This window comes from Microbacterium sp. CFBP 8794 (assembly GCF_014841235.1).
In the GTDB taxonomy this organism is placed as follows: Bacteria; Actinomycetota; Actinomycetes; order Actinomycetales; family Microbacteriaceae; genus Microbacterium.
Genome location: NZ_JACYTT010000003.1, coordinates 139113 through 165541, shown reverse-complemented (window position 1 = coordinate 165541; position 26429 = coordinate 139113). Strand labels below are relative to the sequence as shown.

16 protein-coding genes are annotated in these 26429 nt (G+C 71.0%); 1 reads left to right on the top strand and 15 read right to left on the bottom strand.

The window, feature by feature from the left end:
• Positions 1-64: 64 nt before the first annotated feature.
• From fusA to IFU19_RS16600, 13 genes are all read right to left on the bottom strand, one after another.
• Entirely contained in the window at positions 65-2179 is a 2115-nt protein-coding gene (gene fusA, locus IFU19_RS08140) for an elongation factor G (protein ID WP_055833598.1), read from the bottom strand.
• Positions 2180-2271: 92 nt separating this feature from the next.
• On the bottom strand, positions 2272-2742 hold the full coding sequence (rpsG, locus tag IFU19_RS08135; protein WP_055833595.1) for a 30S ribosomal protein S7: 471 nt from the start codon (positions 2740-2742) through the stop codon (positions 2272-2274).
• 5 nt (positions 2743-2747) lie between these two features.
• Complete coding sequence (rpsL, locus tag IFU19_RS08130; protein WP_017201609.1) at positions 2748-3116, bottom strand: 30S ribosomal protein S12; 369 nt, start codon at positions 3114-3116, stop codon at positions 2748-2750.
• Positions 3117-3470: 354 nt separating this feature from the next.
• Entirely contained in the window at positions 3471-4541 is a 1071-nt protein-coding gene (locus IFU19_RS08125; protein ID WP_192013417.1) for a hypothetical protein, read from the bottom strand.
• A complete protein-coding gene (locus IFU19_RS08120) occupies positions 4538-6283 on the bottom strand; it encodes a DUF5684 domain-containing protein (RefSeq protein ID WP_192013416.1) in 1746 nt (581 codons plus the stop codon). The genes IFU19_RS08125 and IFU19_RS08120 overlap by 4 nt, the downstream gene beginning before the upstream one ends.
• Positions 6280-8793 (bottom strand): transglutaminase domain-containing protein, encoded by a 2514-nt coding sequence (locus IFU19_RS08115; RefSeq protein WP_192013415.1) that lies wholly within the window; start codon positions 8791-8793, stop codon positions 6280-6282. Before IFU19_RS08115 ends, IFU19_RS08120 begins: the two co-directional genes overlap by 4 nt.
• Positions 8790-10166, bottom strand: coding sequence for a DUF58 domain-containing protein (locus IFU19_RS08110; RefSeq protein ID WP_192013414.1), 1377 nt, complete (start codon positions 10164-10166; stop codon positions 8790-8792). Before IFU19_RS08110 ends, IFU19_RS08115 begins: the two co-directional genes overlap by 4 nt.
• Positions 10167-10209: 43 nt before the next feature.
• On the bottom strand, positions 10210-11175 hold the full coding sequence (locus tag IFU19_RS08105) for an AAA family ATPase (protein ID WP_055935947.1): 966 nt from the start codon (positions 11173-11175) through the stop codon (positions 10210-10212).
• Between the two features lie 66 nt (positions 11176-11241).
• Complete coding sequence (locus IFU19_RS08100) at positions 11242-17205, bottom strand: Ig-like domain-containing protein (protein ID WP_192013413.1); 5964 nt, start codon at positions 17203-17205, stop codon at positions 11242-11244.
• Positions 17205-18338 (bottom strand): serine/threonine-protein kinase, encoded by a 1134-nt coding sequence (locus IFU19_RS08095; protein WP_055833577.1) that lies wholly within the window; start codon positions 18336-18338, stop codon positions 17205-17207. Before IFU19_RS08095 ends, IFU19_RS08100 begins: the two co-directional genes overlap by 1 nt.
• A 166-nt stretch (positions 18339-18504) precedes the next feature.
• On the bottom strand, positions 18505-19167 hold the full coding sequence (locus IFU19_RS08090) for a hypothetical protein (protein ID WP_055833574.1): 663 nt from the start codon (positions 19165-19167) through the stop codon (positions 18505-18507).
• A gap of 103 nt (positions 19168-19270) precedes the next feature.
• A complete protein-coding gene (locus tag IFU19_RS08085) occupies positions 19271-19753 on the bottom strand; it encodes a hypothetical protein (protein ID WP_192013412.1) in 483 nt (160 codons plus the stop codon).
• A gap of 8 nt (positions 19754-19761) precedes the next feature.
• The gene (locus tag IFU19_RS16600; RefSeq protein WP_249405397.1) at positions 19762-20886 is read right to left on the bottom strand and encodes an ABC transporter; all 1125 of its coding nucleotides are present in this window, start codon (positions 20884-20886) and stop codon (positions 19762-19764) included.
• A gap of 120 nt (positions 20887-21006) precedes the next feature.
• Here IFU19_RS16600 and IFU19_RS08075 point away from each other — a divergent pair, with 120 nt between their 5' ends.
• Complete coding sequence (locus IFU19_RS08075) at positions 21007-21639, top strand: hypothetical protein (protein WP_191926961.1); 633 nt, start codon at positions 21007-21009, stop codon at positions 21637-21639.
• Positions 21640-21665: 26 nt separating this feature from the next.
• Here IFU19_RS08075 and IFU19_RS08070 read toward each other — a convergent pair whose 3' ends face one another.
• Positions 21666-22262 carry a hypothetical protein gene (locus tag IFU19_RS08070; RefSeq protein ID WP_192013411.1) on the bottom strand — a complete coding sequence of 199 codons (597 nt, stop codon included), beginning with the start codon at positions 22260-22262 and terminating at the stop codon, positions 21666-21668.
• A gap of 245 nt (positions 22263-22507) precedes the next feature.
• A complete protein-coding gene (rpoC, locus tag IFU19_RS08065) occupies positions 22508-26383 on the bottom strand; it encodes a DNA-directed RNA polymerase subunit beta' (protein ID WP_055833560.1) in 3876 nt (1291 codons plus the stop codon).
• Between the last annotated feature and the right edge of the window lie 46 nt (positions 26384-26429).

Below are 26429 nucleotides of genomic sequence, written 5' to 3'. Positions count from 1 at the left end.
CAGTTTGAGTGGATGCCGGGAACCCGTGCCGAAGCAGGGGCTCCCGGCATCCGCGAGGGAGGTGTTACTCGCCCTTGTTCTTCTGGACGATCTCGTCAGCAACGGCGCGAGGAACCTCGGCGTAGCTGTCGAACTCCATCGAGTACACGGCACGGCCCGAGGTCTTCGAGCGCAGGTCACCGATGTAGCCGAACATCTCGGACAGCGGAACGAGCGCCCGCACGACCTTGACGCCCTGGGCATCTTCCATCGACTGGATCTGTCCGCGACGCGAGTTGAGGTCACCGATGACGTCGCCCATATACTCCTCGGGAGTACGCACCTCGACCGACATGAGCGGCTCGAGGATGACGGGGTTGGCCTTGCGGATCGCTTCCTTGAAGCCCATGGAGCCGGCGATCTTGAACGCCATCTCCGAGGAGTCGACGTCGTGCGACGCGCCGTCGAGCAGGATCGCCTTGACGCCCACCATGGGGTAGCCGGCGAGCACGCCGACGTTCATGGCGTCCTGGAAGCCCTGGTCGGTGGGTCCGATGTACTCGCGGGGGATACGACCACCGCTGACCTTGTTCTCGAACTCGTAGATCTTCTCGGCCGTGACCTCGAGGGGCTCGAGCGCGAACTGGATCTTGGCGAACTGACCCGAACCACCGGTCTGCTTCTTGTGCGTGTAGTCGTGACGCTCGACGGTCTTCTTGATCGTCTCGCGGTACGCGACCTGCGGCTTGCCGACGTTAGCCTCGACCTTGAACTCGCGCTTCATGCGGTCCACGAGGATGTCGAGGTGCAGCTCACCCATGCCCTTGATGACCGTCTGGCCGGTGTCGTTGTTCTGCTCGACACGGAACGTGGGGTCTTCTTCGGCGAGCTTCTGGATCGCGAGACCCAGCTTCTCCTGGTCGGCCTTGGTCTTCGGCTCGATCGCGACCTCGATGACGGGCTCGGGGAACGTCATCGACTCGAGGACGACCTGGTTCTGCGCGTCGCAGAGGGTGTCGCCGGTCGTGGTGTCCTTGAGGCCGATGACCGCGTAGATGTGGCCGGCGGTGACCGAAGGAACCGGGTTCTCCTTGTTGGCGTACATCTGGAAGATCTTCCCGATGCGCTCCTTCTTGGACTTCGTCGAGTTGACGATCTGCGCACCCGAGTCGAGGTGACCGGAGTAGACGCGGATGTAGGTCAGACGACCGAAGAAGGGGTGCGTGACGATCTTGAACGCCAGCGCGGTGAAGGGCTCTTCACGATCGGCGTGCCGCTCGATGATCGTCTCTTCGTTCTTCGGGTCGTGCGCCTCGATGGCCGGCACGTCGAGGGGCGACGGCAGGTAGTCGATGACGGCGTCCAGCATGGGCTGCACACCGCGGTTCTTGAACGCCGAGCCGCAGAGCACCGGGTAGATCTCGGAGTTGACCGTCAGCTTGCGGATCGCGGCCTTGATCTCGGCGACGGTGAGCTCTTCGCCACCGAAGTGCTTCTCGAGGAGCTCTTCGTCGGTCTCGGCGACGGTCTCGAGGAGCTCTTCGCGGTACTTCGCGACGACGTCGGCCATGTCGGCCGGGATCTCCTGGATGTCGTACTTGGCGCCCATGGTGACATCACCCTTGGCGTCGCCCGCCCAGACGAGTGCGCGCATCTCGACGAGGTCGACGACACCGATGAAGTCGTTCTCGACGCCGATGGGCAGCTGGATGACCAGCGGCTTCGCCTTGAGCTTGTTGATGATGGTGTCGACGGTGAAGTAGAAGTCCGCGCCGAGCTTGTCCATCTTGTTGACGAAGCAGATGCGGGGGACGTTGTACTTGTCGGCCTGACGCCACACGGTCTCCGACTGGGGCTCGACGCCCTCTTTGCCGTCGAAGACGGCGACGGCGCCATCGAGCACGCGGAGCGAACGCTCCACCTCGACGGTGAAGTCGACGTGCCCGGGGGTGTCGATGATGTTGATCTGGTTCTTGTCCCAGAAGCACGTCACAGCAGCGGAGGTGATCGTGATGCCACGCTCCTGCTCCTGCTCCATCCAGTCGGTCGTCGAAGCGCCGTCGTGCGTCTCGCCGATCTTGTGGTTGGTTCCCGTGTAGTACAGGATGCGCTCGGTCGTCGTCGTCTTGCCGGCATCGATGTGCGCCATGATGCCGATGTTGCGGACCTTGGTGAGGTCGGTGAGCACGTCTTGTGCCACGGGGTGTCCTTACGTGTGGTGGCGGATGTCGTGGGTTCTTCGACGGGCTCGCGGGCCGGGTCGGCCGCCCGAGCCCGTCGAAGAAGGAGCTGTTACCAGCGGTAGTGCGCGAAGGCGCGGTTCGACTCGGCCATCTTGTGGGTGTCTTCGCGGCGCTTGACCGCGGCACCGAGGCCGTTCGAGGCGTCGAGGATCTCGTTCTGCAGACGCTCGGTCATCGTCTTCTCGCGACGACCCTTCGCGTAGCTCACGAGCCAGCGCAGCGCGAGGGTGTTCGCGCGGTGCGGCTTGACTTCGACGGGCACCTGGTAGGTCGAGCCACCGACGCGGCGGCTCTTGACCTCGAGGGTGGGACGGACGTTGTCGAGCGCCTTCTTCAGCGTGGCGACGGCGTCCTGGCTGTTCTTCGCCTCGACACCCTTGAGGGCGGTGTAGACGATCGACTCTGCGATCGACTTCTTACCGTCGACGAGGATCTTGTTGACCAGCTGGCTGACGATCGGAGCACCGTAGACCGGGTCGTTGACGACCGGACGCTTGGTGACGGGACCTTTACGAGGCATCTGACTCAGCCCTTCTTCGCACCGTAGCGGCTGCGAGCCTGCTTACGGTTTTTGACGGCCTGGGTGTCGAGTGCACCGCGGACGATCTTGTAACGGACACCGGGGAGGTCCTTGACGCGACCGCCGCGGACGAGCACGAGCGAGTGCTCCTGCAGGTTGTGGCCCTCGCCGGGGATGTAGGCGGTGACCTCGGTGCCGTTGCGCAGCTTGACGCGGGCGACCTTGCGCATGGCCGAGTTCGGCTTCTTGGGGGTCGTCGTGTACACGCGGGTGCACACGCCGGCCTGCTGGGGGTTCGACTTCAGCGCGGGAGCCTTGGTCTTTGTGACCTTCGGCGAGCGGCCCTTGCGAACCAACTGCTGAATGGTTGGCACGTTCTCTCCTTGATTGTGCTGCGCGGTTCCTTGCGGTTCTGCGCAGGGTGCTGCACGGTGACAGCGTCGTGTCTCCCCCGAAACGTCGTGGATCTTGCGATTCGTGACGTGTCGGGCTCACGTGGAATCCGCCACGCGCCAGAATGATCGGACGCGGTCGTGGTGGATATGCCGTGGGGGTGACCTGTTCGCAGGCCAATCCCTGAGATGGTGCGAGCGTTGATCCGAACGACCTGCCCGGAGGCATGACGCACGGCGCGCGTGAACGCACACCCGGCCAATGATACGCGCTCCCCGGGAGCGGGGCAAACGTGTGCGGCCCCTCGGGCTGGGAGTGTGCCGGGTGCCGAGCGCTCAGCCGAGCAGCAGCACCGCGGCGGCGACCGCGACACCCAGCAGCACGACGATCACGCCCGCGAGGATCAGTGCGCGGAGCGCACCGCGACGACCCGTGCGGCGACGGCTGGCGGGGACGTCGGTCTCAGAACGGACCGCGGATGCCGATGGGCGGCGTTCCACCCGCACCGGTTCGCCCGTGCGCGGGGCGTAGGCCTGCTGCTCCCCCGCGATCGGGATGTGCGCGGCGCGGACGGTGCCGGGCACCTCTCGGTCGGGCGCGATTCGGGCGGGCGAGGTGCGAGCGGGCGCCTCGCGGTCGGGTGCCGCGGCGCCGCCTACCGCGCCGTCGGCCGCGCGCGCCGCGCGGCGACGAACGCCCGAGGCGGTCTGGTCGTCGAGATCGGGAGCGGGCGGCGTCGTGGGGGACGCGGCGTCGGGAGTGGCGGAACGTGCTCGCGCGCCCGGCGCCGTGGTGTCGTCGAGGTCGGGGTCGGGCGCGACGTGTCGGCGGCGGGTCGCCTCGTCGACGTCGGGGGTCGCTGCCGGAGCCGGACGGCGGCGCGTGACCTCGCCCACATCGGGGGCCGGGGCAGGGCGACGCCGTGTCACCTCATCGACGTCGGGGACCGACGCGGGACGGCGACGAGTCACCTCGTCAACATCGGGCACCGGCGCCGCGCGACGCCGTGTCACCTCATCGACGTCGGGGATCGACGCGAGCGGGCGGCGCGGAGCGGTGGTGGTGAAGGCGTCCGCCGGGTCATCGGCATCCGAGGAGTCGACATCCGAAGCCGCCGCACCCGGGTCGATGCGCGCGCTTCGCGATACGACCGTGTCGTCGTCGGGGAGGGCGGGAGCCGACCGGAGCGTGTCGTCGTCGACCTCGGGTCGCGCCGAACGCACCGTGTCGTCGTGGGCGAGGCGACCCGACACCACGGTGTCGTCGTCGAGGTCGGTCCCTCCCGAGCGCACCGTCTCGTCGTCGAGGTCTCCCTCGGGGACCGGGGCCGCCGGCCAGGGCCGCAGCCGACCGGACCAGAGGGTGACCTCGTCGGGATCGTCGGGGCGGTCGTAGGGGCCGCTCACACGTCCCTCCGCGACAGACGCACCTCCGCGTCGCCGAGGAAGAAGCGTTCGCCGGCCTCGATCTCCTCCCCCGGAGGGGCCTCGACCTCGGTCCCCATGAGGGTGGCGAAGAGCACCCCGTTGGTCGAGTCGAGATCCGTCACGAACCAGGTGTCGCCGCGCAGCTCGAGGCGCGCGTGCGTCTTGGACACCGTGCGGGTGTCATCCGAGATCGGTACGAGCTGCGCGTCCGGGCGCGACGGGTCGAGGGCCGGGCGACGCCCCAGGATGACGACGGACGAGGTGAGGTCGACGGGGGCACCGCCCGGCGGGATCAGTGCCCACGGGATGCGCTTGCGCCGCGTGACGACGGTGCGATCGAGCTCGTCGAAGTCGTCGTCGGCCTGATCGGACGGCACCTCCGGCTGGGTGTACAACGCCGAGACCGAGGTGCGCGCCGATCGCGGCGACCCGGCATCCGGGGCCTCCGAGACCGCCGACACGGCCTCGGACAGCTCAGGGAAGTCGTCGGGAACGGCGCTGACCGCTGCGCGCGGCGCGGGGACGGGCTCGGGCGCCGGACGCGTGAGCGGAGTGCCCGACGCGGGCGTCGCGCCGTCGGCATCCGGTCGCGGCGTGCGCCGCGGCGGGTTCGCCCACGGCGCTGCCTCGGAACCGTCGGAGTCTTCGTCGACGCCGGCCGCCGACGCGGCATCGGGGAACGTCGCGGGAGGGGTCCACGCCGGGGCCGCGTCGCCGCGCGCCGGTGCGCCGGCAAGCGGGCGGTCGCTGACCGGGGAGAAGCCTTCGTCGCGGACGCGAGAGGCGTCGTCGTCGGTCTCGCGCGAGTCCGGTCGCACCTCACCGCGCGCCGAGGGGGCGGCCGCGGGCTCGCGCGGAAGAGAGGTCTCCCCGGTGGCGGGAGCCTCGTCGCGCAGGGCGTCGAGCACGTCGAAGACCGACGTCGGTACCGGCGGGGTCGGGGCGACGCGAGTCGGGGCGACGGGGGCGGGCTCGACGGCGGGCGACGCGGGCTGCGCGTCGGCCGCTGAGGTCGCGGTCGACGGGACGTCGGCGGCGGGCGGGAACCCGCTCGCGCGGCGCGGACCGTCGAAGTTCGCGGGGCGGAGGTCGGCGGGCGGGGCCCAGTCGCTCGGCGACGGGGCGGCGTCGGAGAGCGATCCGGAGGGGGCCGCGAACGGCACCGCGACCGGCGCCGTGCCCGGCACAGCGACGGGCACGGACTCGGCCGGGCCCGCGGCATCCTGATCACGGGCGGAGTCCGCGGGGTCGGGCGTCCAGCCGCCGATCAGCGGCACGTACGGCCCGTCGAAGTCACGACCGCGGCGCGCCGGGGCGGAATCCTCGTCGACGGCCGAGCGGGGGGCGGCCGCGTCGTCGCCCTCCCAACGCGCCGAGCCGAAGCCGAGGATGCTCGCCCAGATCACGGGGAACAGCGCACCCACGACGGTCATGCCCGCGCCGGCACCGAAGCCGACCGAGATCCGGTGCACCGCGACGATGAAGACGACGATGAAAGCGATCCCGCCGAAGATCGGGACGATGTTGAGCAGCACGAGCCACGGCGAGAAGCCGCCCAGCTTCAGCACCGTCGCGACGTTCAGGACGGGGATCCAGGCCTTCCACGTGGGCTCCCCGATCTTGCGGAAGACCGCGGCGAGCGCGAGCGCGAGCCAGAGGTAGAGGATGACGGCGAGCGCGAGCGAAGCCGCGCCGAGGATCCAGCCGGTGGAATCGGTCATGTCGTGTCGCGTCCCGCCGGGGCGGTGGGACGCTTCCCCCTCTCGTCGCGATGCGGCGACCCCCGCCGCGGACGGCGTGGGGCGAGGAACCGCAGGAACGATCTCAACGATACGGCCGCGCGGACGCGCCGCCAGAAACCCCGCTGACGCAGCAGCACGCGGCGATCCGCGTCGACGATGCGCCAGAAGGCCGCGACCTCGTCGGCGCTCACCGCGGTGGGGGCGAACACCGCCCGATCGGCGTCTTCGGCCAGACGGGTCGCGGACGGGGTGGCGAAGGCTCGGGCCAGTTCGCTGCGAGTCGGCGCGAGGGGTACGGTCCGGCCGGCGTCGATGCCCGCGTCGACGTACTCGTCCCACCCGCCCGCGATGGCGGCACGCGGGTCGGGGTCGCGGCGGCGCCCGCGCCGGCGCAGCACCTTCGCGATGACGACGGCCAGGAACGGGCCGAAGAGCACCAGCAGCGCCAGCGCGGTGATCCCCGCCACCCGCAGCACGGGCCAGAGCCAGGCGAGATCGAGGCCGTCGTCGGCGGGGACGTCGTCGTCGAGCGCATTGTCTTCCTGCACGGGCGCCGGGGGCACCACTTCTTCGACGGTGTCGGGACGCACCTCGGTGACGTTCTCGGGGTCCTGCTGCTGCGTCACCTCGAGACTCGGCGACTGCTCCCACTGCGGCGTGACGTCGATGGCGGCCCACCGCCCGTCGACGCCCTGCACCTCGGTCCACGCGCTCAGATCACGGGCGCGGCACTCGCCGGCCGCGCACGTGGACAGCTCGGCGTCGGCCGAGACGAGGCGCGTGCCCACCACGACCCGCGCGGGGAATCCCAGCTCGTGCGCGATGAGGGCGGTCGCGACGGCGAACTGCTCGTCGTCGCCGACGGCGGCGACGAAGTTGCCCGAGGTCTCGGCCCGCGGATCTTCTTCCCGCTCCAGCAGTCGCTCGAACATCGCGTCGATGCGGGCCAGCGAGTGCCCGGAGGCGCTCGGCTGCACCTGGTACCCGGGAAGCTCGGCCGCCCAGGCCGGGGTCGCCGAGCCCTGCGGCGCGAGACTGTGACTCAGGTATCCGCGCGCGCGGAGCATCTGCACCAGCGACTGCAGGGCGGCCCCGTCGGAGCCGGCGGCGTGCTCCTGCACCCAGCGCCGCAGGTTGTCTCCGCCGGACACCCCGTCGGCCACTCCCGGCGGGGTCAGGGTCGCGAGGTCGACGGCCTCCGGTTCGACGGCCGACAGTCGGTAGCGGTCCCCCTGGATCAGGCCTCCGTCGGCGGTCTGGACGCCGGCTTCGGCGGCGGCGCTGTAGTAGAACCGGTCGGCGAGCAGGGTGCGCCGGTCCCCCTCGAACGTCGCCGAGGCGAGGCTCCCGGCGGTCGGCATCCAGATTCCCTCGCCGTCGACGATCTCGACGTCAGCGTCGACCGGGCGTCCCTCCCCCGCGTCGCGCACCGACGGCAGGCGCAGGAACCCCCCGCCCGTGTCGCCGGAGGCGCGGAAGATCTCACCGTCGTACATGTCGAGGGTTGCGACACGGATGCGCTCGGGCAGGGAACCCTCGCCGCTGACGCGGAACAGCACGTCGTCGGCGCGCGCATCGGCGAACATCGCGCGGTACTGGGCCAACGGGCTCACCGCCTCGGCGATCTGGGCGTCGGGGCCGGCGGCGGAGCGCAGCACCTGCCGGTCGGCATCCCGAGCCACCCACGGCACGACCGCGGTCGTCGCCACCACCGCGACCCCGAGCATCGCCACCCCGAGAGCTGCGCGGCGACGGTCGGTGGCCGACCTGCCGGGCGCGACGGGAGCCGCCGACACGTCGCTCGCCCGCTGCAGCGCGCGGAGGCGCTCGTCGTGCGCGCGCCAGGCCAGCCACAGCACCGCCACCAGCAGGGCGCACAGTCCGACCGCCGTCTCGACCGGTGACGCCAACGTCAGCGGACCGACGACGAGGGGCGCGCTGGTCGCGGTGCGGCCGAAGAACAGACCGAAGCCGACCATGGCCAGACCGCTCACGACGGCACCGGTCGCGCGACGGTCGCCGCGCCACGCCAGCGCGAGGGTCGCCCCCGTGCCGACCAGGAACACGACGAGGGCGGGCACGAGCAGGTTGCGGTACGAGCCGACCGGCAGGTCGACCGTGACCAGGTCCTTCCACGCGACGACGAGCCCGGCAAGGGCCTCTCCGAGGCCGCGCAGCACGTCGAGCGGCGAGGTGAGGCGCGACGGCACGGCGAGCGGTACCGCGAGGAGCACGAACGCCCCCGCCAGGCCGCCCGCGAGCGCCCACCCGCCCCCGCGCCGCCACGCGACGAGGGCGACCACCGCAGCCGCGACGATCGACGCCCCGACGACCAGGACCAGGAACGACGCCGACGCGTAGATCGGCCACGCCGCGACCGCCGCCAGCACGATGCACGCGGCGGTGAACAACGCCCCCGCAACCCATCGCGGAACCGACGACGCCTCGCGTCGACGGCGGGCCGAGGTGTCTCGGCGCCGCGCGCTCATGACGTGGCTCCCCGCGCGAGCAGCCCGGACAGATCGTCGAGGGTGCCGATGGTCAGCACCGTCAGACCCGCGATGCTCTGCATGCGCGGATGAGCGCGTTCGTCGCAGATGACGGCGGCGACCGCCGTGTCGACCGGGAACGCCAACGCGGCCTGCCGCAGACGCCCGAGCGGCACGGCCGACCCGACGACGACGAACGCGATCGAGAGGCGCTCGTTGGCTTCGGATGCCAAACGGCAGACGTCTTCGACCGGCATCGTGTTCTCGTGCCGGTCGAGTCCGCTGAACCCGTCGAGCAGAGCACGCGGCGAGATCACCGGCACATGGCGGATCGCGCGCAGGCGCCCCTTCACCACGCGCGGGATCTCGGACCCGGTGACGATGTCGATGTCGCGCGCGTCGCGGACCGCCCGGATACCCAGCGAGGCGGCGGCCGACACCGCGAGCTCGTACTCGTCGGCATCCGCGTACTCCTGGGTCGCGGCGGCGAGCACCACCGCCATGCGCGAGCGACGGGACTCCTCGTATTGGCGCACCATCAGCCGGCCCGTCTTCGCCGTCGACTTCCAGTGCACCTGACGCCGGGAGTCCCCCGGAACGTACTCGCGGATCGCGTGGAACGACATGTCGGCGTCGACGAGTCGGCGGGTGGCGTTGCCCTCGAGGTCGCGCATGAGGCCGGCGCTGGTGGAGGGGAGCCCCACCGTACGGGGGTGCACGAACACCTCGTGCACGTCGTCGAAGGCGTGCTCACGTCGGAGCAGACCGATCGGGTCGCTGCGCACGGTGGTGACGGGGCCGACCCGCACGACCCCGCGCGGAAGCGGCGGGATCTCGAGCGGCTCGGTGGTGTCCTGACCCGGGCGGAGCAGCGGCACCCCGAACTCGACGAGCCCGCGACCGACCGGGATGTCGAGACGACCGGGGAGCGTGGGGCGCGCACTCTCGTTGCGCACGACGATCTCGCCGGTCACCCAGTGGCCGGCGACCACGCGTTCGTGGGTGAGGGCCAGGTCGACGGCGTACGCGCGCGCGCCGAACAGGAACGGCACGGCCATCACCAGCAGCAGCAGGGCGGCGCTGCCCGCGACCATCCACTCGACCCAGCCGAAGATGAGTCCGAACGCCAGCCCGAGCGAAGCGGCCACCACGACCACGGCACCGGCCGGGCGTACGGTTCTGCCCGCCCACCGCGCAGCCGTAGCCACTGCCTCGGTCGCCACGCGCCAGGCCTCGGCGACCTGCACGACCGCGCGCACGATCCGGCGCTGCCGGCGGGTCGACGTTGAGGTGATCGACGTGCGCGAGCCGGTCGCCATCGTGCCGGCCGACGTGCGCGTGAGACGCGACTCGGTGAGGTTCACATCGGGCATGACCCGACCCCCGGGGGTTCCGATGCCACGGTCGCCGCCATCGTCACGCGCTTTCGCGCTGCGTGGGCGGCAGGGTGTCGAGCAGCACCTGACCGACGACGGCCTCCTGCGTCACGCCGTCGAACTCCGCCTCGGGGTGGAGGATCAGCCGGTGCGAGAGCACGGGCACGGCGAGCGCCTTCACGTCGTCGGGGGTCGCGTACGTGCGGCCCTGCGACGCCGCACGGGCGCGCGTCGCGCGGGTGAGGGCCAGGGCACCGCGGATGCTGACGCCGAGCCGCACCTCGTCGGCCGTGCGGGTGGCATCCACGAGTCGCACGATGTAGTCGAGCACGAGCGCGTCGACGTAGACGGATGCCGCGAGGTCGGCCATGCCGACGAGGGCCTGCGGCGTGATGATCGGGCGGAGGTCGGCCGTGGCGACGGCGCCGCCGTCGAGGATGCGGAGGGTCGCGGCGTGGTCGGGGTAGCCGAGCGAGGTGCGCAGGAGGAAGCGGTCGAGCTGCGCCTCGGGCAGGCGATAGGTGCCGGCCTGCTCGACGGGGTTCTGCGTCGCCAGCACGAGGAACGGCACGCCGACCTCGCGCGAGACGCCGTCGATGGTGACGCTGCCCTCTTCCATGACCTCGAGCAGCGCCGACTGCGTCTTCGGGCTCGCGCGGTTGATCTCGTCGGCGAGGACGATGTTGGCGAAGATCGGGCCGGTGTGGAACTCGAACGAGCCCGTCTTCTGGTCGTAGACCGTGATGCCGGTGATGTCGCCCGGGAGCAGGTCGGGAGTGAACTGAATGCGGGTGTTCGTGCCCTGCACCGACTGCGCGACGGCGCGCGCGAGCGAGGTCTTGCCCGTGCCGGGGACGTCTTCGAGCAGCACGTGTCCGTCGCTCAGCATGGCGGTGAGCACCAGTTCGACCACGTGCCGCTTGCCGAGGACGGCGCGCTCGACGTTGTCGGCGATCTGCGAGAAGGTCTGGGAGAACCAGGTGGCCTGCTCCTGGGTGATCGTCATGTCGGTGGTGTCTTCCTGTGGCGGGGGGGGCGGGGTGTCGGGTGCCGGACGTCGGCGGACGGGGCGTCAGTCGGGCGGGGTGTCTTTGGGAGGCTGGGAGGGCTCGGCGGGCTTGCCGGGATCGCAGGAGCCGTTGACCTTGAGAGTGGCGGATTCGAGCCCCCAGTCGCGCGACGACCAGTCGATCTTGACGGTCACGCCCGTCACGCTGATCGCGCCGGGTGGGACGGTGCGGGGATGGTCCCCGGTGCCGAGTTTGTTGCCGTTCTTGTCGCGGTAGGTCGCCCCGGCGTACGACGGGGTTCCGTTGCCGATGTCGTTGCTGGTGTCCCACTTTGCTTTCAGCTGGCTCCCGGCGACGCAGGAGTCGATGGAGGCGCGGGCCTGCACCTGGTAGGGCGCGCTGCCGGGGGCCGCGGTCACCGAGCCGCGCTCGGAGCGCGTCTGCCAGACGTTGTGCTGGAAGTAGACGCCGATGTTCGGGTCGCTACCGAAGACGGAACTCGTCCCGTCCGCGGGGTCGTACACGACGTCGTTGTTGCGCGGGGGATCGTTGCCCTCCTGGATGCCGCTGATCCGCCAATGGGCCTCGTCGCCCTCCACGTCGGGGCTCGCTCCGATCCGGAAAGTGTAGCCGCGCGGCGCGGAGAGGTCTTGCGTGGCGTCGACCGACTGCTCGATGGTCTCCGACCCGTAGACACGCCCGTCGTAGACCGAGTCGACGCACAGCCGCACCGTGTACGTCTTGCCGTCGTCCTTGCCGGGGAACTCGGCGCGCTTCTTCTCGCCGTCGACCCGGCAGGCGCCATCGAGGGCGAAGCCGTAGCGCAGGGTCGAGTCGTCGCCGTTGGTCAACGCGGAGCCCTCGGCGCTGATCGTGACCTTTCCGCCTCCGGTCTGCGCCGACGTGGGTGTCAGCTTCAACTGCGTAGGCTTTCCCACCCCGTGGGCCGTGAACACCAGCGCCTGCCCCGTCTGCGACCCGCCGAGCCCGGGGGGCACCGTGAAGCGGGAGATGGGCGTGACCGCCACCTCGGTACCGGTGTTGCTGCCGACGGCGAAGCCCCGCAGCGTGACGCTGTCTTGATTGCGGCCGACGTCGACCTTCTTCGTCTCACCCGAGGCGCTCTTGACCTCGAGCGTGCCGGTCTCGGCCGATTCGATGCCGGTGATGGTCAGGTCGGCGACCTTGCCGTCGCCCCCGGTCTGCACGGGCACGAAGCTCGCCCCGGCCGGGCGGTTGGGGGTGTCGTAGGCCCACGCGGTCGTGCGCACCGACGCAGTGGACTCCCCCACGCTGTTCACGGCGTTGACGACGTATTCGCGCTGCTCGCCGTTGGGGGCGCCGATGGTCGGACAGGCGCCGTCGGGGCCGCACTGCGCGACGACCTCGCCGCGCCACCGCACCGTGTAGCCGGCCAGTGACGGGTAGGCGCGACGGGCCTCGCCCGGGTCGATGCGCAGGGTCACCGAGCCGTCGGAGTACGCGGTCTGCCGCACGCTCGCGGGGCCACGGGGATAGCCCAGCAGGTCGAGTACGACCCGCGCGTCGCGGGTGGCGGCGGTGGTGCGCCCCTGGGCGTCGCGCAGGGTGACGCTGGCGCCGCAGGTCGCACCGGGAGCATCGGCCGCCCACGAGGCGACGATGCTGGACGACGACGCCACCGAGAAGTTCACCCCGGTGCACGAGGCCGTCGGGCGCACGCCTACGACCTCGAGCGGAGTGCGCGGCAGCGGGTTGACCTCACCCGTGATGCCGATGACGCCGATGCTGCAGCTCGACCCCGAGGCCTGCGAGCACTGCGACGACGTCGTGCCGCCCTGCGGCAGGGTCGAGGGGGCCGCGCCCACGCGCAGCACGAGTCGGGCCGGGGCGACGGCGTTGTGGCTGGTGACCGAGATGATGGCGGCGTTGTCGGTCCCCGGCACGGCGCGGTCGGTGCCGGTCACGGTGACCGTCGACCCGTCGAGCGCGACCTGGAAGGCCGAGCCCGAGTACTCCAGCGCGTAGCGGATCGCGCCCCAGTCCTCACGTCCCAGCTGCCACGACGTCATGTTGCGCAGATCGAAGGTCGCCGTCTCGCCCGGTCCGACGCTGAGCGCGCCCGGCCGCAGCTCGGGCTGCGGATCGCGGGCGATCACACCGATCGGCACCGAGAGCACGGTCCAGTCCTGCGTGCCGGCGACCCGCACGGGCACCTGGCACGCGTCGGTCCAGGGGGAACCGGTACCCGCGTCGTAGCGCACCACGGATCCGGTCACGCTGCAGCGACCCTCGGCGCGGACGCCGGTGGTCGTGACGTCGGGGCCGACCTCGAGGGTCGCGCGGCGAGGGAGGGCGACCAGCGAGGCCATGTCGAACTCGACCGAGGCGAGCTCGTCGACCCGCTGGGCCGTTCCCGGGCGCAACGACAGGCTCAGGTCGTCGTCGCCCGGCACGCGCAGGAAGGCGTACGTGGTGACGTCGGTGTCACCCGAACGCCCCGAGACGGCGAAGGGGATGACGCGGCGGGTGGCGGGCAGTTCGCCCGAGATCTGCCGCCCGTCGACGCGGAGGTCGGCGGGCTGTCCCCACAGCGCCACGTCGAGCGACCCGACGTCGCCCGCCGACCAGGTCGCCTTGCCCGCGAGCACGTCGACGCCCGAGGTGAAGTCGTCGCGGTTCTCGACGGTCAGCACGGTGTCGGCGACGACCGGGTAGTCGGGCACGCTCTCGCGCACGACCTTCACCACGATGAGCCCGCGCCCGGTGTTGCCCGAGTCCGACTCGACGTCGTAGAGGAACGACATCGTGCCGGGCGACTCACCGGCGCGCAGGACCACGCCCGTGTCGGTCAGTGTCCGCACGAAACCGTTCAGGCGCGCGTACTCCGGGTTGTCGCTGCCGTCGACCAGGGTCTGCGGCAGATCGGGGCGCACCCCGGTGAGCGTGAGGCGGCCCTGCGTGGGGTCGATGTCGTTGGCCAGGGGACTGACGCGGATCTCGCTGTCGGCCCCCGCCTGCACCTGCACGTAGTCGGTGAAGGTGATGGGACTCGGGTTGGCCTCGGCGTCGAGGACTCCGATGCGCACCGTGCCCTCACCGGTCGCGCCGGCGGTGTCGGAGACCCGGTAGCGGAACGTGATCTGCCCCCGGTCGCCCGGCACCGACGAGTAGACGATCGAGGAACCGTCCGGCGTCACGGATGCCGTACCCCGGTCGGGCTGGCTCACGATGCGATCGAGGGTGACGGCGTCGCCGTCGGGGTCGACGCCGAAGCCGTGGAACTCCACCGTGGTCGTCCCGCCGCTGAGGACGCGGCCCTCGAGCGTGTCGGGCAGCGGGGCGCGGTTGGCCTCGCCGCCGAGCACCGTGATGCGCACCGTCGCCTCGTCCCAGAGCGCCGGGGTGCCGGTCGTGAAGACGCGGTAGGTCACCTCGTACGACCCCGGCGCGGTGGGAGCGAGGTAGCGCAGCACCCCTGCCGACGCGAAGGCCAGGGCGTCGCTGGCCGGCTGAGCCTGCACGCTCGACGGGTCGAGGGTGGGTCGCCCCCCGGCGGGCGAGATGTCGTTGTCGAGCACGGGGATGTCGATCTGCGCGCCCGCGCGCACCGTCACGGTGTCGTCGACCGCGATGGGCGCGATCTCGGGGGCGGGCGGAAGGAGGTACACGGTGGCCTCACCGGTCACCCGGGATCCCTCGTCGTCGGTGCCGTCGCTGACGGTGTACCCCACCGTTCCGAGCAGACCGGCGCTGCCGTCGGCCGTGCTGCCCGAGACGCGCAGATCGTTCTGCCCGACGGTGTCCACCGTCAACGACGCGCCGTCTTCGGCGGCCGGCTGCACGTCGCTGAGCAGCAGGACTCGGCCGGTGGGGTTGGACACGGCCGAGAACACGTCGAGCGTGGCATCTTCTTGCGGTCGCACGAACGCCACGACCGGCGAGGTCGACAGCTGCGCGGGGGCATCGCCCGGGAGCAGCGTGATGCGCGCGGTGCCGTCGGCGTCGCGTCCTCCGCCGTTGACGGTGAAGTCGACGCGGTACACCCCCGGCTGCGACGCCGAGAAATCGAACGTGGTGCTGCCGCCCACGACGGTGGCGTTGGCGGTGGCCTCGTCGAGCACGCGCACCGAGGTCAGGGTGACGCCACCGGCCGTTCCCGTCACGTGGGGCCCGACGTCGACGGTCAGCGACGAGCCGGCGGTGTCGAGCCGGGTGAACGACTGCACGGACAGGGTGGGGTCGGGCGCCACCCGGATGATGAGCGGCTTCGTCGTGGTCGCTCCCGCGGTATCGGCCACGGTGACGTCGAGCTGGACGTTCTGCTCGCCGCCGGAGCCGTCGTCGGCGTGCTGGTAGACGACGTCGCCGGCGGGGGTCGCGGCGACCGTGCCGACGCCGCCCGGGTTGTCGACCGACAGCAGCAGCAGCGGGTCTCCGTCGGGGTCGACCCACCCGGGCAGCACCGGGACGGTGATGGTGCCCCCGCGCGCGACCTCGGGGGTCGGCCACTGCTGCAGACACGTCTCGACGCCGCACCAGACGGGGGCGGAGTTCGTGTCGGCGGGCGAGACGGAGAGGGTCACGGTGGTGGGGGGCGAGGTGAGCCCATCGGCCGTGGTGCCGTCGGTCACGGCGTACGAGAACGTCGCCGTCCCGGTCGCCCCGGGCGTCACCCGCACGGCCAGGCGCTGCCCGGCGTCGGTGACGGTGAGGGAGCCGAAGCCGGGGTCGAGACCGGTGACGCTCTCGGCCACGATGCTCAGCACGTCTTCGTTCGGGTCGTGGTCGTTCAGCAGCACCGGAAGCGTGACGAGACGCCCGGCGCGCACGCCGAAGGAGTCGGGTTCGGCGACGGGCGGCTTCGGGTCGAGCACGACGCTGAGCTGTTCCTCGCTCTGGACGGCCGCCTGCTCGGTGCGGTCGTCGAGCGACCAGTTCTGGCTGGAGGCCACGAGGGCGCCGTCGGGCACCGTCCACACCCACCCCGATCGCGTCTCGTTAAGAATCACGGCGTGGTCGGTCGCGACGAAGACCGGTCGCCGTTGGTCGGGCATGGTCGCCCCGCCGTAGTCGAGGTCGGTCTCGCCCTGGTCGGAGCGCCACAGCGTGCCGCGCGCGTCTCCGGGCAGCAGCCATGCCGCGTACGCGACGCCCTGGTGGGTGAGCGGTCGCGCGGGCTGACCGAGCACGGCGCCCCCGCCGCCCACCTCGCGACGGGGTTCCGATCCGTCGGCGGGAACGCTCCACAGCGACTGTTCGTCGGCGATGTACACCGACCGCGCATCGGCGTCGGCCTCACCGACGACCGTCTGCTCGCCCGTGTCGATGTCGACGGGGTCCGCCCCTCGGACCCAGACGCGTCCGGCGTCGGGGTCGACGAGCACCCAGGCGTCTCCCGCCGCCGACAGCACGGGGGCCGCCACGTCGACGTCGAGCGCGTCGCGGGCTCGGACCTCGTCGGCCTCGAGGTCGTATCGGATGACCGAGGCGTCCGCCGAGGAGTACGCGAAGAGCATTCCCCTCGCGTCGAGCGCGATGGCATCCGCGGTGTAGGACTGGGCGCCCTCGTCGCCGGCCGTTCCGAAGGGATCGAGTTCGGTCGTGCTCTGACCGGCCCGACTCAGCCGACCCGCGAACAGCGTGCCGGTGTCGGTGCGGTACACGGCGTAGTCGCCCGCCGTCACCACCGACGTCGTGCCGGCCGGGGTGTCGGGCGCGGACTCGAGCTGCTCCCGCTGCAGATCGATCGGCTGGGCCTCATCGATGCGGGTGAGCTTGCTGAAGCTGTCGGTGAAGAGGTACGCCCCGTCGCCGCTCTGGGCCACCTGGCTGGGGTTGCCCGCGGTGCGGACGGTGTCGAGCTCGCCCACCGTCGTGTTCACGCGGGCGTACCGCTGCCCCTCGCCCGTCTGCAGCGCCCACACCGACGTGTCGACCTCGGGCGTCTGCTGGGCGTCGAGACCGGGCCAGACGATGCTGGCGGTCACCACGAGGGCGACGGCCGCGAGGCTCGAGCCCAGACCGACGAGGGTGCGACGCTTCATCACAGCACCCCCGTGGCGTAGAGCGCGGCCACGGCGACGGCGCCCGCGGTCACGAGCGTGGCGCCGGCCAGCACCCAGGGCAGCACCCGGTACGTCGGCGAGGAGGGAGAGGCGATGTCGGTGTCCTCGTCGCGCGCGAGACCCGCCATGCCCGACGCGCCGCGGACCTTGCGGGATCCCTCGCGCTCGAGGCGCGAGCGCACCGGCCCGCGCTGGGTGGCGTCGGCGAAGTCGACCGTGCGCGCACCGGGCGTCCACTCGGCCGCTGGCACCTCGAGCGGAGTGGCCGGCGATCCGAGCTCGGACTGCACCCGCTGCAGGGCCTCGCCGAACGCGCGGGCACTGGGTTGGCGATCACCGGGGTTGCGCGACATCGCCGTCGCCAGCACCGCCTGCAGCGAGGGCGGGACGTCGGTGCGCGAGATGTCGGTGTACGTCGCCCGGGCGATGCGGCGGCGCAGCTGCTCGCGCGAGTTCTGCCCGCGCTCGCGGCGCTCGAAGGGGCTGTGCCCCGCCAGCAGCGAGTACACGGTGGCCCCGAGGCTCCACACCTCGCTCGCGACGGTTCCGGCGGTCTGCTCCGCGACCACCTCGGGAGCGCTCCACGGCACCGACATCGCCAGCATCTCGTCGGCACCGTGCGGCGCGAGCGACGACGAGATGCCGAAGTCGGCGAGCACCGGGGCACCGAACGTGGTGACGAGGATGTTGCTGGGCTTGACGTCGCGGTGGATGAGCCCGGCGTGGTGCGCCGACTCGAGGGCGCCCGCCATGCGCACGCCGATCGAGAGCACCTCGGCCACGGGCATGCGTTCGACGCGGTAGCGCTGCGCCAGCGACCCCGGGCAGAACTCCATGACGATGTAGGGCCGCCCGTCGGCGGAGATGCCCGCCTGGTAGACGGTCACGATCGACGGGTGCGCCGACAGGTGCGCGAGCACGTCGGCTTCGGCGTTGAACATGCGCAGCAGGTCGGCGTCGCGCGCATCGCTGGGCAGGACCTTGACCGCGACGTCGCGGCGGGGCATGTCCTGCCCGTAGAGGAAGACGTCGGCGAAGCCGCCCGAGCCGAGCGGGCGGATGTAGGCCAGCCCGGGCAGGATGGGCGGCGACGACGGAAGCCGCTGCGGCATCGAGCCCCCTCCCGGACGACGCGCCCGCGACTCAGCGGGCGGACAACTGGAGCATGCTAACAAAAGCGCCTTTGTGTGCCCCGCAGCTTGTCCCCACCACCCCTCCCCCACAGGGCGGAGGCGAGCGCTCCGACCGGCTCGGGGGTGGTTTCCCGAGCCCTGCGATTCAGGATGCCGAGGGGCCCGGTTCGCGCGGATCGAACGGGGCGTCGAGCGAACGCGTCAGGTCGTCGAGCATCGCGGCGATCTGCGGTTCCACGTACTCGGCGACCGCCGCCTGGATGCGCAGCCGATGATGCAGCAACACCGTGCACACCTCGCGACCGATCATGTTGGCGTAGTCGTCGGCGAGGCCCACCTCTTGCCGCAGCGCCGCCTTCGCGGCATCCGACAGCGGGGGCAGGACCGGAAGCGACGCCTCCTCCTCGGCGGCCAAGCCCGTCAACGTGAACAGGAACGGCGAACCCGGCTCGGGGTCGGGGTCGAGCGGCATCCCCTCGAACTCCGGCTCGAGCCCCTCGGCCGGCCGGTACGACCGCCGCCGGTTGCGATCGGCCTGCTGATCGAGCTCGTTCTGCAGCATGGGGAGGTTTCGAGCGGTGTAGTCGGCGACCGCGTGATCGACGATGGCCTTCACCCGCGTCGACAGGCCGTGCTGCACCCCGTGGGGCACGTCGGACCCGAGGCCGGCCGCCGAGAGCACGGGCGAACCGAAACAGCGACGGCACGGGGCGACCCGGCCGCGGTGATGGGCGGGCTCCCACCGGGGCAGCCAACGCAGCCAGGCATCCACCGCCTGACCGACCTGGCTTTCGAGCGACCGCTCCACGGCCCCTACGCTAGTGCGACACGCCCGGAGAAGTCAGGATGCCGCGACCGGGCGCGTCGGCATCACCCGGCGGCACGACAGGCCCGCCCCGGTCGTCGACGTCTCAGCGCGTCTCGTCGTCGTCTTCCCAGCGCCACCGCGGGCCGTTCGACCGCGAGCGGACGAGCAGCACCCCGAACAGGCCCGCCAGCAGGCCCGCACCCGCGACGACCGCACCCGGGAAGCCGAGGGCGACGCTGCCGGCGGCGGCGAGGCCGCGGGCGGGGTCGGCACCCCCGACGACCGCGCCGACGACGATCCCGAGCACCTCGCCGACGTAGGCACCGACCGCACAGGGCACCGCCGTCAGGTACCCCGGCGGGTCGGCGCGCAGGCCCCACCACAGCACGCCGGCGAACGCCAGCAGCGCCAGCAGCTGCCCGATCACGCCGGGGATCGCGCCGAGCCCGCGCACGGGGATGACGTCGGCGTCGAGCACGAGGCTCATGACACCGAGCCCGCCGATCGACAACGCGATGAACGTCACCGACGCGAAAACGACCGCGACCGGCGGGGTCACCCCGGCCGGTCGCGGTTCGTTCGTCATGGCATCCGTCAGCCCGCGAGCTGGGGACCCGCTTCGAGCGTGCGCTCGTACTCGCGCTGCGCCTCGGCGTTGATCTCGGTGACGCGGCGACCGCGCGCGGCGACCCACGCACCGAACCAGATCGTCAGCTCACGGCCGAGCACGAAGGCGACGATGGCCAACGGTGCCAGCGCGTTGTCGCGGAGAAGTTCGGCCGACTCGCGCGCGGTGACCATCCAGAACGGGGCGGCCAGCAGCACGCCGAGCAGGTGCCCGAGCCACGCGATGACGCCCACGACGAGGCCCCAGACGACCCAGTGCCCCCAGCGTCCGCGGTTGATGAGCGCGCCGAGGAACCAGAAACCGAAGTAGAACGCGACGGTCGGCACCCACAGGCCCCAGGTGGCCAGCGTCGACAGCGCGGCCTGGCCGAGGTCGGCGACCTGCACGTCACCGGCCAGCAGACGCAGACCGAGCGTGGCCGCCAGGTACAGCACGGCGAAGACGAGGGCGGCGAGCAGGCCGATCGCGCCGGCCGCGCCGCGGTTGCCGCGCGGGCGAGGCGCCTCGGGTGCCTGCACGAAGATGGGCTGAGGGCCCCCGACGACGCGGGTGGGCTCGTCGGCGACGGAGGACGCGACGGGGGTGGTCGCCGCCGTGGCGGCGCCGGCGGCGGTGACCCCCGCGGCGGCGGGATACGCCGTCGTGCGGTCATCGTCGTACCGGGGCGCCTCGGTGGTGGGCGTCGTGTCGGACGTGCGCGAGGTCGTGGTGGGCTCCGGCTCGGCCGACGCGGCGTAGGCGGCCCAGCGGGCGTCTTCGTCGTCGAGGTCGCTGGAGGACGAACCGGCGGATGCCGACGCGGTCACCGGCTCGACCGGAGACGCGTCGTGCACCACCGGGGCGGGGTGTTCGCCCCGCGCCGACGAGTCGCCGGCGTCCTGGTGCTCGACCGGGGCGTGCTGGCTGAGGGAGGTGGCGTCGCGCTCGTGCGCCTCGCGCTCGTCCCAGGCGGCCTCGGCGACCGCCGGGTCGACCGCGTCACGACGGGCGGCTTCGGCATCGGCGAGGCCTTCGTGGGCCTGCCCGACGACGTCGCGCGGCTCATCCTTGGGCTCGTCGACGGGGTTGCCGTACGACTGGTGGTCGCTCATCGGTGTCTCCTCACGCGGTGCTTGCGGCGCAAGGCTATCCCGGGCACCGCGCCCGAGCGCGCAGGCGTGCCGTGCGATCCGCGTCTCGACCGTGTCTGCGGCGGCGCTTAGGGTGTTCCCATGCCCCGTCGCCCGTTCCTCCAGGTCGCCACCGTCGCGGTGATCGGCGTCGCCGCGCTGGCACTCAGCGCGTGCGCCCCCGAGACCGGCGGCGACGCCGCGCCCGCGAGCCCCAGCGCCGCGGCGACGAGCGCGAGCCCGACACCGATCCCCACGATCACCCCGTCCGCGAAACCCGTGACCCTTCCCACCGACTGCCGCGCCCTGCTGTCGGCCGACGTGCTGGCCCAGCTCGGATCCACGCCGCTGAACGATCCGGCGGCCGGCCCCTCGGGCACGCTCGACGACGGCACCCTCGTGTGCATCTGGCGCGACCCCGCCGCCGACACCACGGGACTCGTCACCCGCATCTCGGCGATGGACCGCGGACCCGCCCTCGACATGTTGAACGACCTCGTGGCCACGCAGGGCTTCAGTTGCTACACGCCCGACGACGGCACGCGCTGCGAGAAGACCTGGATCAACGACACCTACCCCGTCAACGACGGCCGCACCCTCTTCTGGCGCGACGGCGTGCTCATCGACACCCAGTACTCGAACCTCGCCCCCACGGGCTACACGGCGAGCGTCATCGCCTCGATCTTCCCCGCGGCGACCCCGTCGCCCACGGCATCCCCCTCACCGTCCGCCTGAGCGCCCCCTTCGCGCGCGGAGGAGTACTACTCGCCGAAGGCGTGGGATGCCACGATCGCGGCGTAGTCGATCGGCATCCACCCCGAGAGGGTCGATGAGACCCAGCGGTCCGCGCGCAGGTCGTGCACCTCGACGAGGTCCCCCACCTGCCGCTCGCAGTGCGTCGCGACCTCGGCGGTCTCGCAGTCGAAGCCCTGTGCCGTCAAGACGGCGGGCACGGCCGTCGCCGCCTCGGGCGTGACGGTCGACACGGTCGTCTCGACGAAGCGTCCACTCTCGCCCCGCCAGTGGCACGTCACCACGACGGTCGGAGACGCCGCCGCCACGGCCTCGGGCGTCGACAGCGCCGGCGTGCGCCGCTGGGACAGCAGGGCCTCGGGCGACCAGACCAGCGACGACCAGAGGGGCTGCGAGTACAGATGCCGACAATCTTCCGCGGGCCCGACCGGCTCGGGAGCGGCGGCGGGCGAGGACGAAGTGGCGGCGCGGAGGGTGTCACCGACGAACGTGACGAGCGCGGGGACCCCGGGGGCCGCGAGCACGAAGAGCGCGGCGACCGCGGCCGCCGACAGCAGTCCGGCCGGCCATGCGAGCCAGAGGCTCCGCCCCCCGATTCGAGCCATTCGTTCCTCCTCGACCACGGTAGGCGCACTCCCCCCGCCGACGCGGTCCTCGACACGCCGTGGGAGCGCGCCCGACCCGCGTGCGCTCTCACATCGACGGAACGGGGCGCGGTCGCGACGGCCGCCGTGCACGGACATGATCCGGTCGCGCACGCCATCCTCGCCGACACGACGAAGGCCCCCGGCGTGAACCGGGGGCCTTCGGGGGAATCAGGATGCCGCACCGAGGTGCGGCATCCGTCGATTCAGTTGTACGTACCGGGCGTGAAGTCGTCCGACGAGAAGCTGTCGAAATCGACGTAGCTCAGGTCGGCGTCGCTGTACGCGCCGTCCGAGGCGAAGATGCGGTTGGGGTACCGCTCGCTCTTGGCCTCTTCCGTCGCCTCGACCGTGACGTTGCGGTACTTCGCAAGTCCGGTTCCGGCGGGGATGAGCTTTCCGATGATGACGTTCTCCTTGAGGCCGACGAGCGGGTCGCTCTTGCCCTCCATGGCCGCCTGCGTCAGGACGCGGGTGGTCTCCTGGAACGACGCGGCCGACAGCCACGACTCCGTCGCGAGCGACGCCTTCGTGATACCCATCAGCTCGGGACGACCCGACGCGGGACGCTTGCCCTCGCCGACCGCCGCGCGGTTGATGTTCTGGTACCGCTTGAAGTCGACGAGCTCACCCGGGAGCAGGTCGGTGTCGGCGTGGTCGACGACGGTGACCTTGCGGAGCATCTGACGGACGATGACCTCGATGTGCTTGTCGTGGATCGGCACACCCTGCGAGCGGTACACGCCCTGGACGCCGTTCACGAGGTACTTCTGCACCTCGCGGGCACCCTGCACGCGCATGACCTCCTTGGGGTCGAGCGTTCCGACCTGGAGGGGCTCACCCACCGAGACGTGCTGGCCGTCTTCGACCAGGAGCGTCGCGCGCTTCAGGACGGGGTAGACCACCGGCTCGTCGCCGTTGTCGGGCGTGAGGATGACCTTCTTGGCCTTGTCGGTCTCGTCGATCGTGATGCGGCCGTCGGCCTCGGCGATCGGCGACGCACCCTTGGGGGTACGAGCCTCGAAGAGCTCCTGCACACGGGGCAGACCCTGCGTGATGTCGTCGGCCGACGCGGAACCACCGGTGTGGAAGGTACGCATCGTCAGCTGGGTACCGGGCTCACCGATCGACTGGGCCGCGATGATGCCGACGGCCTCGCCGATGTCGACGATCTTGCCGGTCGCGAGCGAACGGCCGTAGCACTTCGCGCACACACCGACGGCGGAGTCGCACGTCAGGACCGAGCGGACCTTGATCGACTCGATGCCACCGGCGACCAGCTTGTCGATGAGCACGTCGCCCACGTCGTCGCCGGCCTCGGCCAGAACCGTGCCCTGCGCGTCGACGACCTCGGTCGCCAGCGTGCGGGCGAACACGGAGTTCTCGACGTTGGCATCCATGACCAGCGCACCGCTCGAGTCGGCCGCGGCGATCGGGAGCTCGAGGCCCTTCGACGTGCCGCAGTCTTCCTCGCGGATGATGACGTCCTGCGAGACGTCCACCAGACGACGGGTCAGGTAACCCGAGTCGGCGGTACGCAGAGCCGTGTCGGCCAGGCCCTTACGAGCACCGTGCGTCGCGATGAAGTACTCGGCGACCGAGAGACCCTCACGGTACGACGAGATGATCGGACGCGGGATGATCTCACCCTTGGGGTTGTTCACCAGGCCGCGCATACCCGCGATGTTGCGGATCTGCAGCCAGTTACCACGGGCGCCCGACGAGACCATGCGGTTGATGGTGTTGTCGGCGGGGAAGTTGTCCCGCATCGCCTTCTGGACCTCGTCGGTGGCCTCGGTCCAGATCTTGATGAGCTCCTGACGACGCTCGGCGTCGGTGGTGAGACCCTTCTCGTACTGCGCCTGGACCTTCGCGGCCTGCTTCTCGTAGCCCGCGACGATCTCGCCCTTGTTGGGGGGCGTGAGGATGTCGCTCAGGGCCACCGTCACACCGGAGCGCGTGGCCCAGTAGAAGCCGGCGTCCTTGATGCGGTCGAGCGATGCCGCGACCTCGACCTTGGGGTACTCCTCGGCCAGCTTGTTGACGATCTGCGACAGCTTGCCCTTGTCGGCCTGCTCGCGAACGAACGGGTAGCCCTTGGGGAGCGTGTCGTTGAAGATCGCCTGACCGAGCGAGGCGTCGACGAGACCGTGCTTCTCGTAGCCCTCGGGCGCCTGGCCCTCGAGGAACGTCAGACCCGGGATGCGGATGCGCGCCTTGGCCTGCAGGTCGAGGGTGCCCTCGTCCTTGGCCAGGATCGCTTCGCCCACCGAACCGAACGCACGGCCTTCGCCCGACGCACCCTCCTTGAGGGTGGTGAGGTGGTGCAGACCGATGATCATGTCCTGCGAGGGCAGGGTGACCGGACGGCCGTCCGACGGCTTCAGGATGTTGTTCGACGCGAGCATCAGCACGCGAGCCTCGGCCTGAGCCTCGACCGACAGGGGCAAGTGCACAGCCATCTGGTCACCGTCGAAGTCGGCGTTGAACGCCGCGCACACGAGCGGGTGGAGCTGGATGGCCTTGCCCTCGACGAGCTGGGGCTCGAACGCCTGGATGCCGAGACGGTGCAGGGTGGGTGCACGGTTCAGCAGCACGGGGCGCTCGCGGATGATCTCTTCGAGCACGTCCCAGACCTCGGGACGGAAGCGCTCGACCGCACGCTTGGCGGCCTTGATGTTCTGGGAGTGACCCAGGTCGATCAGGCGCTTGATCACGAAGGGCTTGAACAGCTCGAGAGCCATCTGCTTGGGCAGACCGCACTGGTGGAGCTTGAGCTGGGGTCCGACGATGATGACCGAACGGCCCGAGTAGTCGACGCGCTTGCCCAGCAGGTTCTGGCGGAAGCGACCCTGCTTTCCCTTGAGCATGTCGCTCAGGGACTTCAGGGCGCGGTTGCCGGTACCGGTGACGGGGCGACCACGGCGGCCGTTGTCGAACAGGGCGTCGACGGCCTCCTGCAGCATGCGCTTCTCGTTGTTGACGATGATCTCGGGGGCACCGAGATCGATCAGGCGACGGAGGCGGTTGTTGCGGTTGATCACACGACGGTAGAGGTCGTTGAGGTCGGAGGTCGCGAAGCGGCCACCGTCGAGCTGCACCATGGGACGCAGCTCCGGCGGGATCACCGGAACGACGTCGAGCACCATGGAGGCCGGCGACATGCCGGTCTGCAGGAACGAGTTGACGACCTTGAGTCGCTTGATCGCGCGGATCTTGCGCTGGCCCTTGCCCTCGGAGATCTGCAGGTGCAGGTTCTCGCTCTCGGCGGCCAGGTCGAAGATCTCGAGGCGACGCTTGATCGACTCCGCGCCCATGTGGGCCTCGAAGTACTGGCCGAAGCGGTCCTGCAGCTCGTGGAAGACGTCGTCCTCGGGCTTCAGGGCACCGACCTCGAGCGTGCGGAAGTCCTCCCACACGCGCTCCAGCTTGGCGATCTGCTCGTCGGCACCCTTGCGGGTGGCCGTCATCTCTTTCTCGGCGGCGTCCTTGACCTTCTTCTTCTGGTCGGCCTTGGCGCCTTCCGCCTCGAGGGCGGCGAGTTCCTCTTCGAGCTTGGCCAGGCGGGCGGCGATGCGGGCATCGCGGCGGTCGCCGAGCGTCTTCAGCTCGAGGCGGATGTTGTTCTCCTGCATGGCGAGGTCGCGGTGACGAGCATCTTCGTCGACCGAGATCACCATGTAGGCGGCGAAGTAGATGACCTTCTCGAGGTCCTTCGGCGCCATGTCGAGCAGGTAGCCCAAGCGCGAGGGGACGCCCTTGAAGTACCAGATGTGCGTGACGGGCGCGGCGAGCTCGATGTGGCCCATGCGCTCGCGACGGACGGAGCTCTTGGTGACCTCCACGCCGCAGCGCTCGCAGACGATGCCCTTGAAGCGCACGCGCTTGTACTTGCCGCAGGCGCACTCCCAGTCGCGGGAGGGCCCGAAGATCTGCTCGCCGAAGAGGCCGTCCTTCTCGGGCTTCAGCGTGCGGTAGTTGATCGTCTCGGGCTTCTTGACCTCACCGAAGGACCAACGACGGATGTCGTCGGCGGTGGCCAGACCGATACGGATCTGATCGAAAGTGGTTGATTCGAGCACTGGTTCTCCTGTGTCGGAATTCTCTGAAATCTGAGCTGGGTCGCTG

Bases quoted from the DNA above. Each gene is read 5' to 3' on its own strand.
- rpsG (WP_055833595.1), bottom strand. From the start codon at position 2,742: ATGCCTCGTAAAGGTCCCGTCACCAAGCGTCCGGTCGTCAACGACCCG.
- IFU19_RS08120 (WP_192013416.1), bottom strand. From the start codon at position 6,283: ATGACCGATTCCACCGGCTGGATCCTCGGCGCGGCTTCGCTCGCGCTC.
- IFU19_RS08115 (WP_192013415.1), bottom strand. From the start codon at position 8,793: ATGAGCGCGCGGCGCCGAGACACCTCGGCCCGCCGTCGACGCGAGGCG.
- IFU19_RS08110 (WP_192013414.1), bottom strand. From the start codon at position 10,166: ATGCCCGATGTGAACCTCACCGAGTCGCGTCTCACGCGCACGTCGGCC.
- IFU19_RS08105 (WP_055935947.1), bottom strand. From the start codon at position 11,175: ATGACGATCACCCAGGAGCAGGCCACCTGGTTCTCCCAGACCTTCTCG.
- IFU19_RS08100 (WP_192013413.1), bottom strand. From the start codon at position 17,205: ATGAAGCGTCGCACCCTCGTCGGTCTGGGCTCGAGCCTCGCGGCCGTC.
- IFU19_RS08095 (WP_055833577.1), bottom strand. From the start codon at position 18,338: ATGCCGCAGCGGCTTCCGTCGTCGCCGCCCATCCTGCCCGGGCTGGCC.
- IFU19_RS08085 (WP_192013412.1), bottom strand. From the start codon at position 19,753: ATGACGAACGAACCGCGACCGGCCGGGGTGACCCCGCCGGTCGCGGTC.
- IFU19_RS16600 (WP_249405397.1), bottom strand. From the start codon at position 20,886: ATGAGCGACCACCAGTCGTACGGCAACCCCGTCGACGAGCCCAAGGAT.
- IFU19_RS08075 (WP_191926961.1), top strand. From the start codon at position 21,007: ATGCCCCGTCGCCCGTTCCTCCAGGTCGCCACCGTCGCGGTGATCGGC.
- IFU19_RS08070 (WP_192013411.1), bottom strand. From the start codon at position 22,262: ATGGCTCGAATCGGGGGGCGGAGCCTCTGGCTCGCATGGCCGGCCGGA.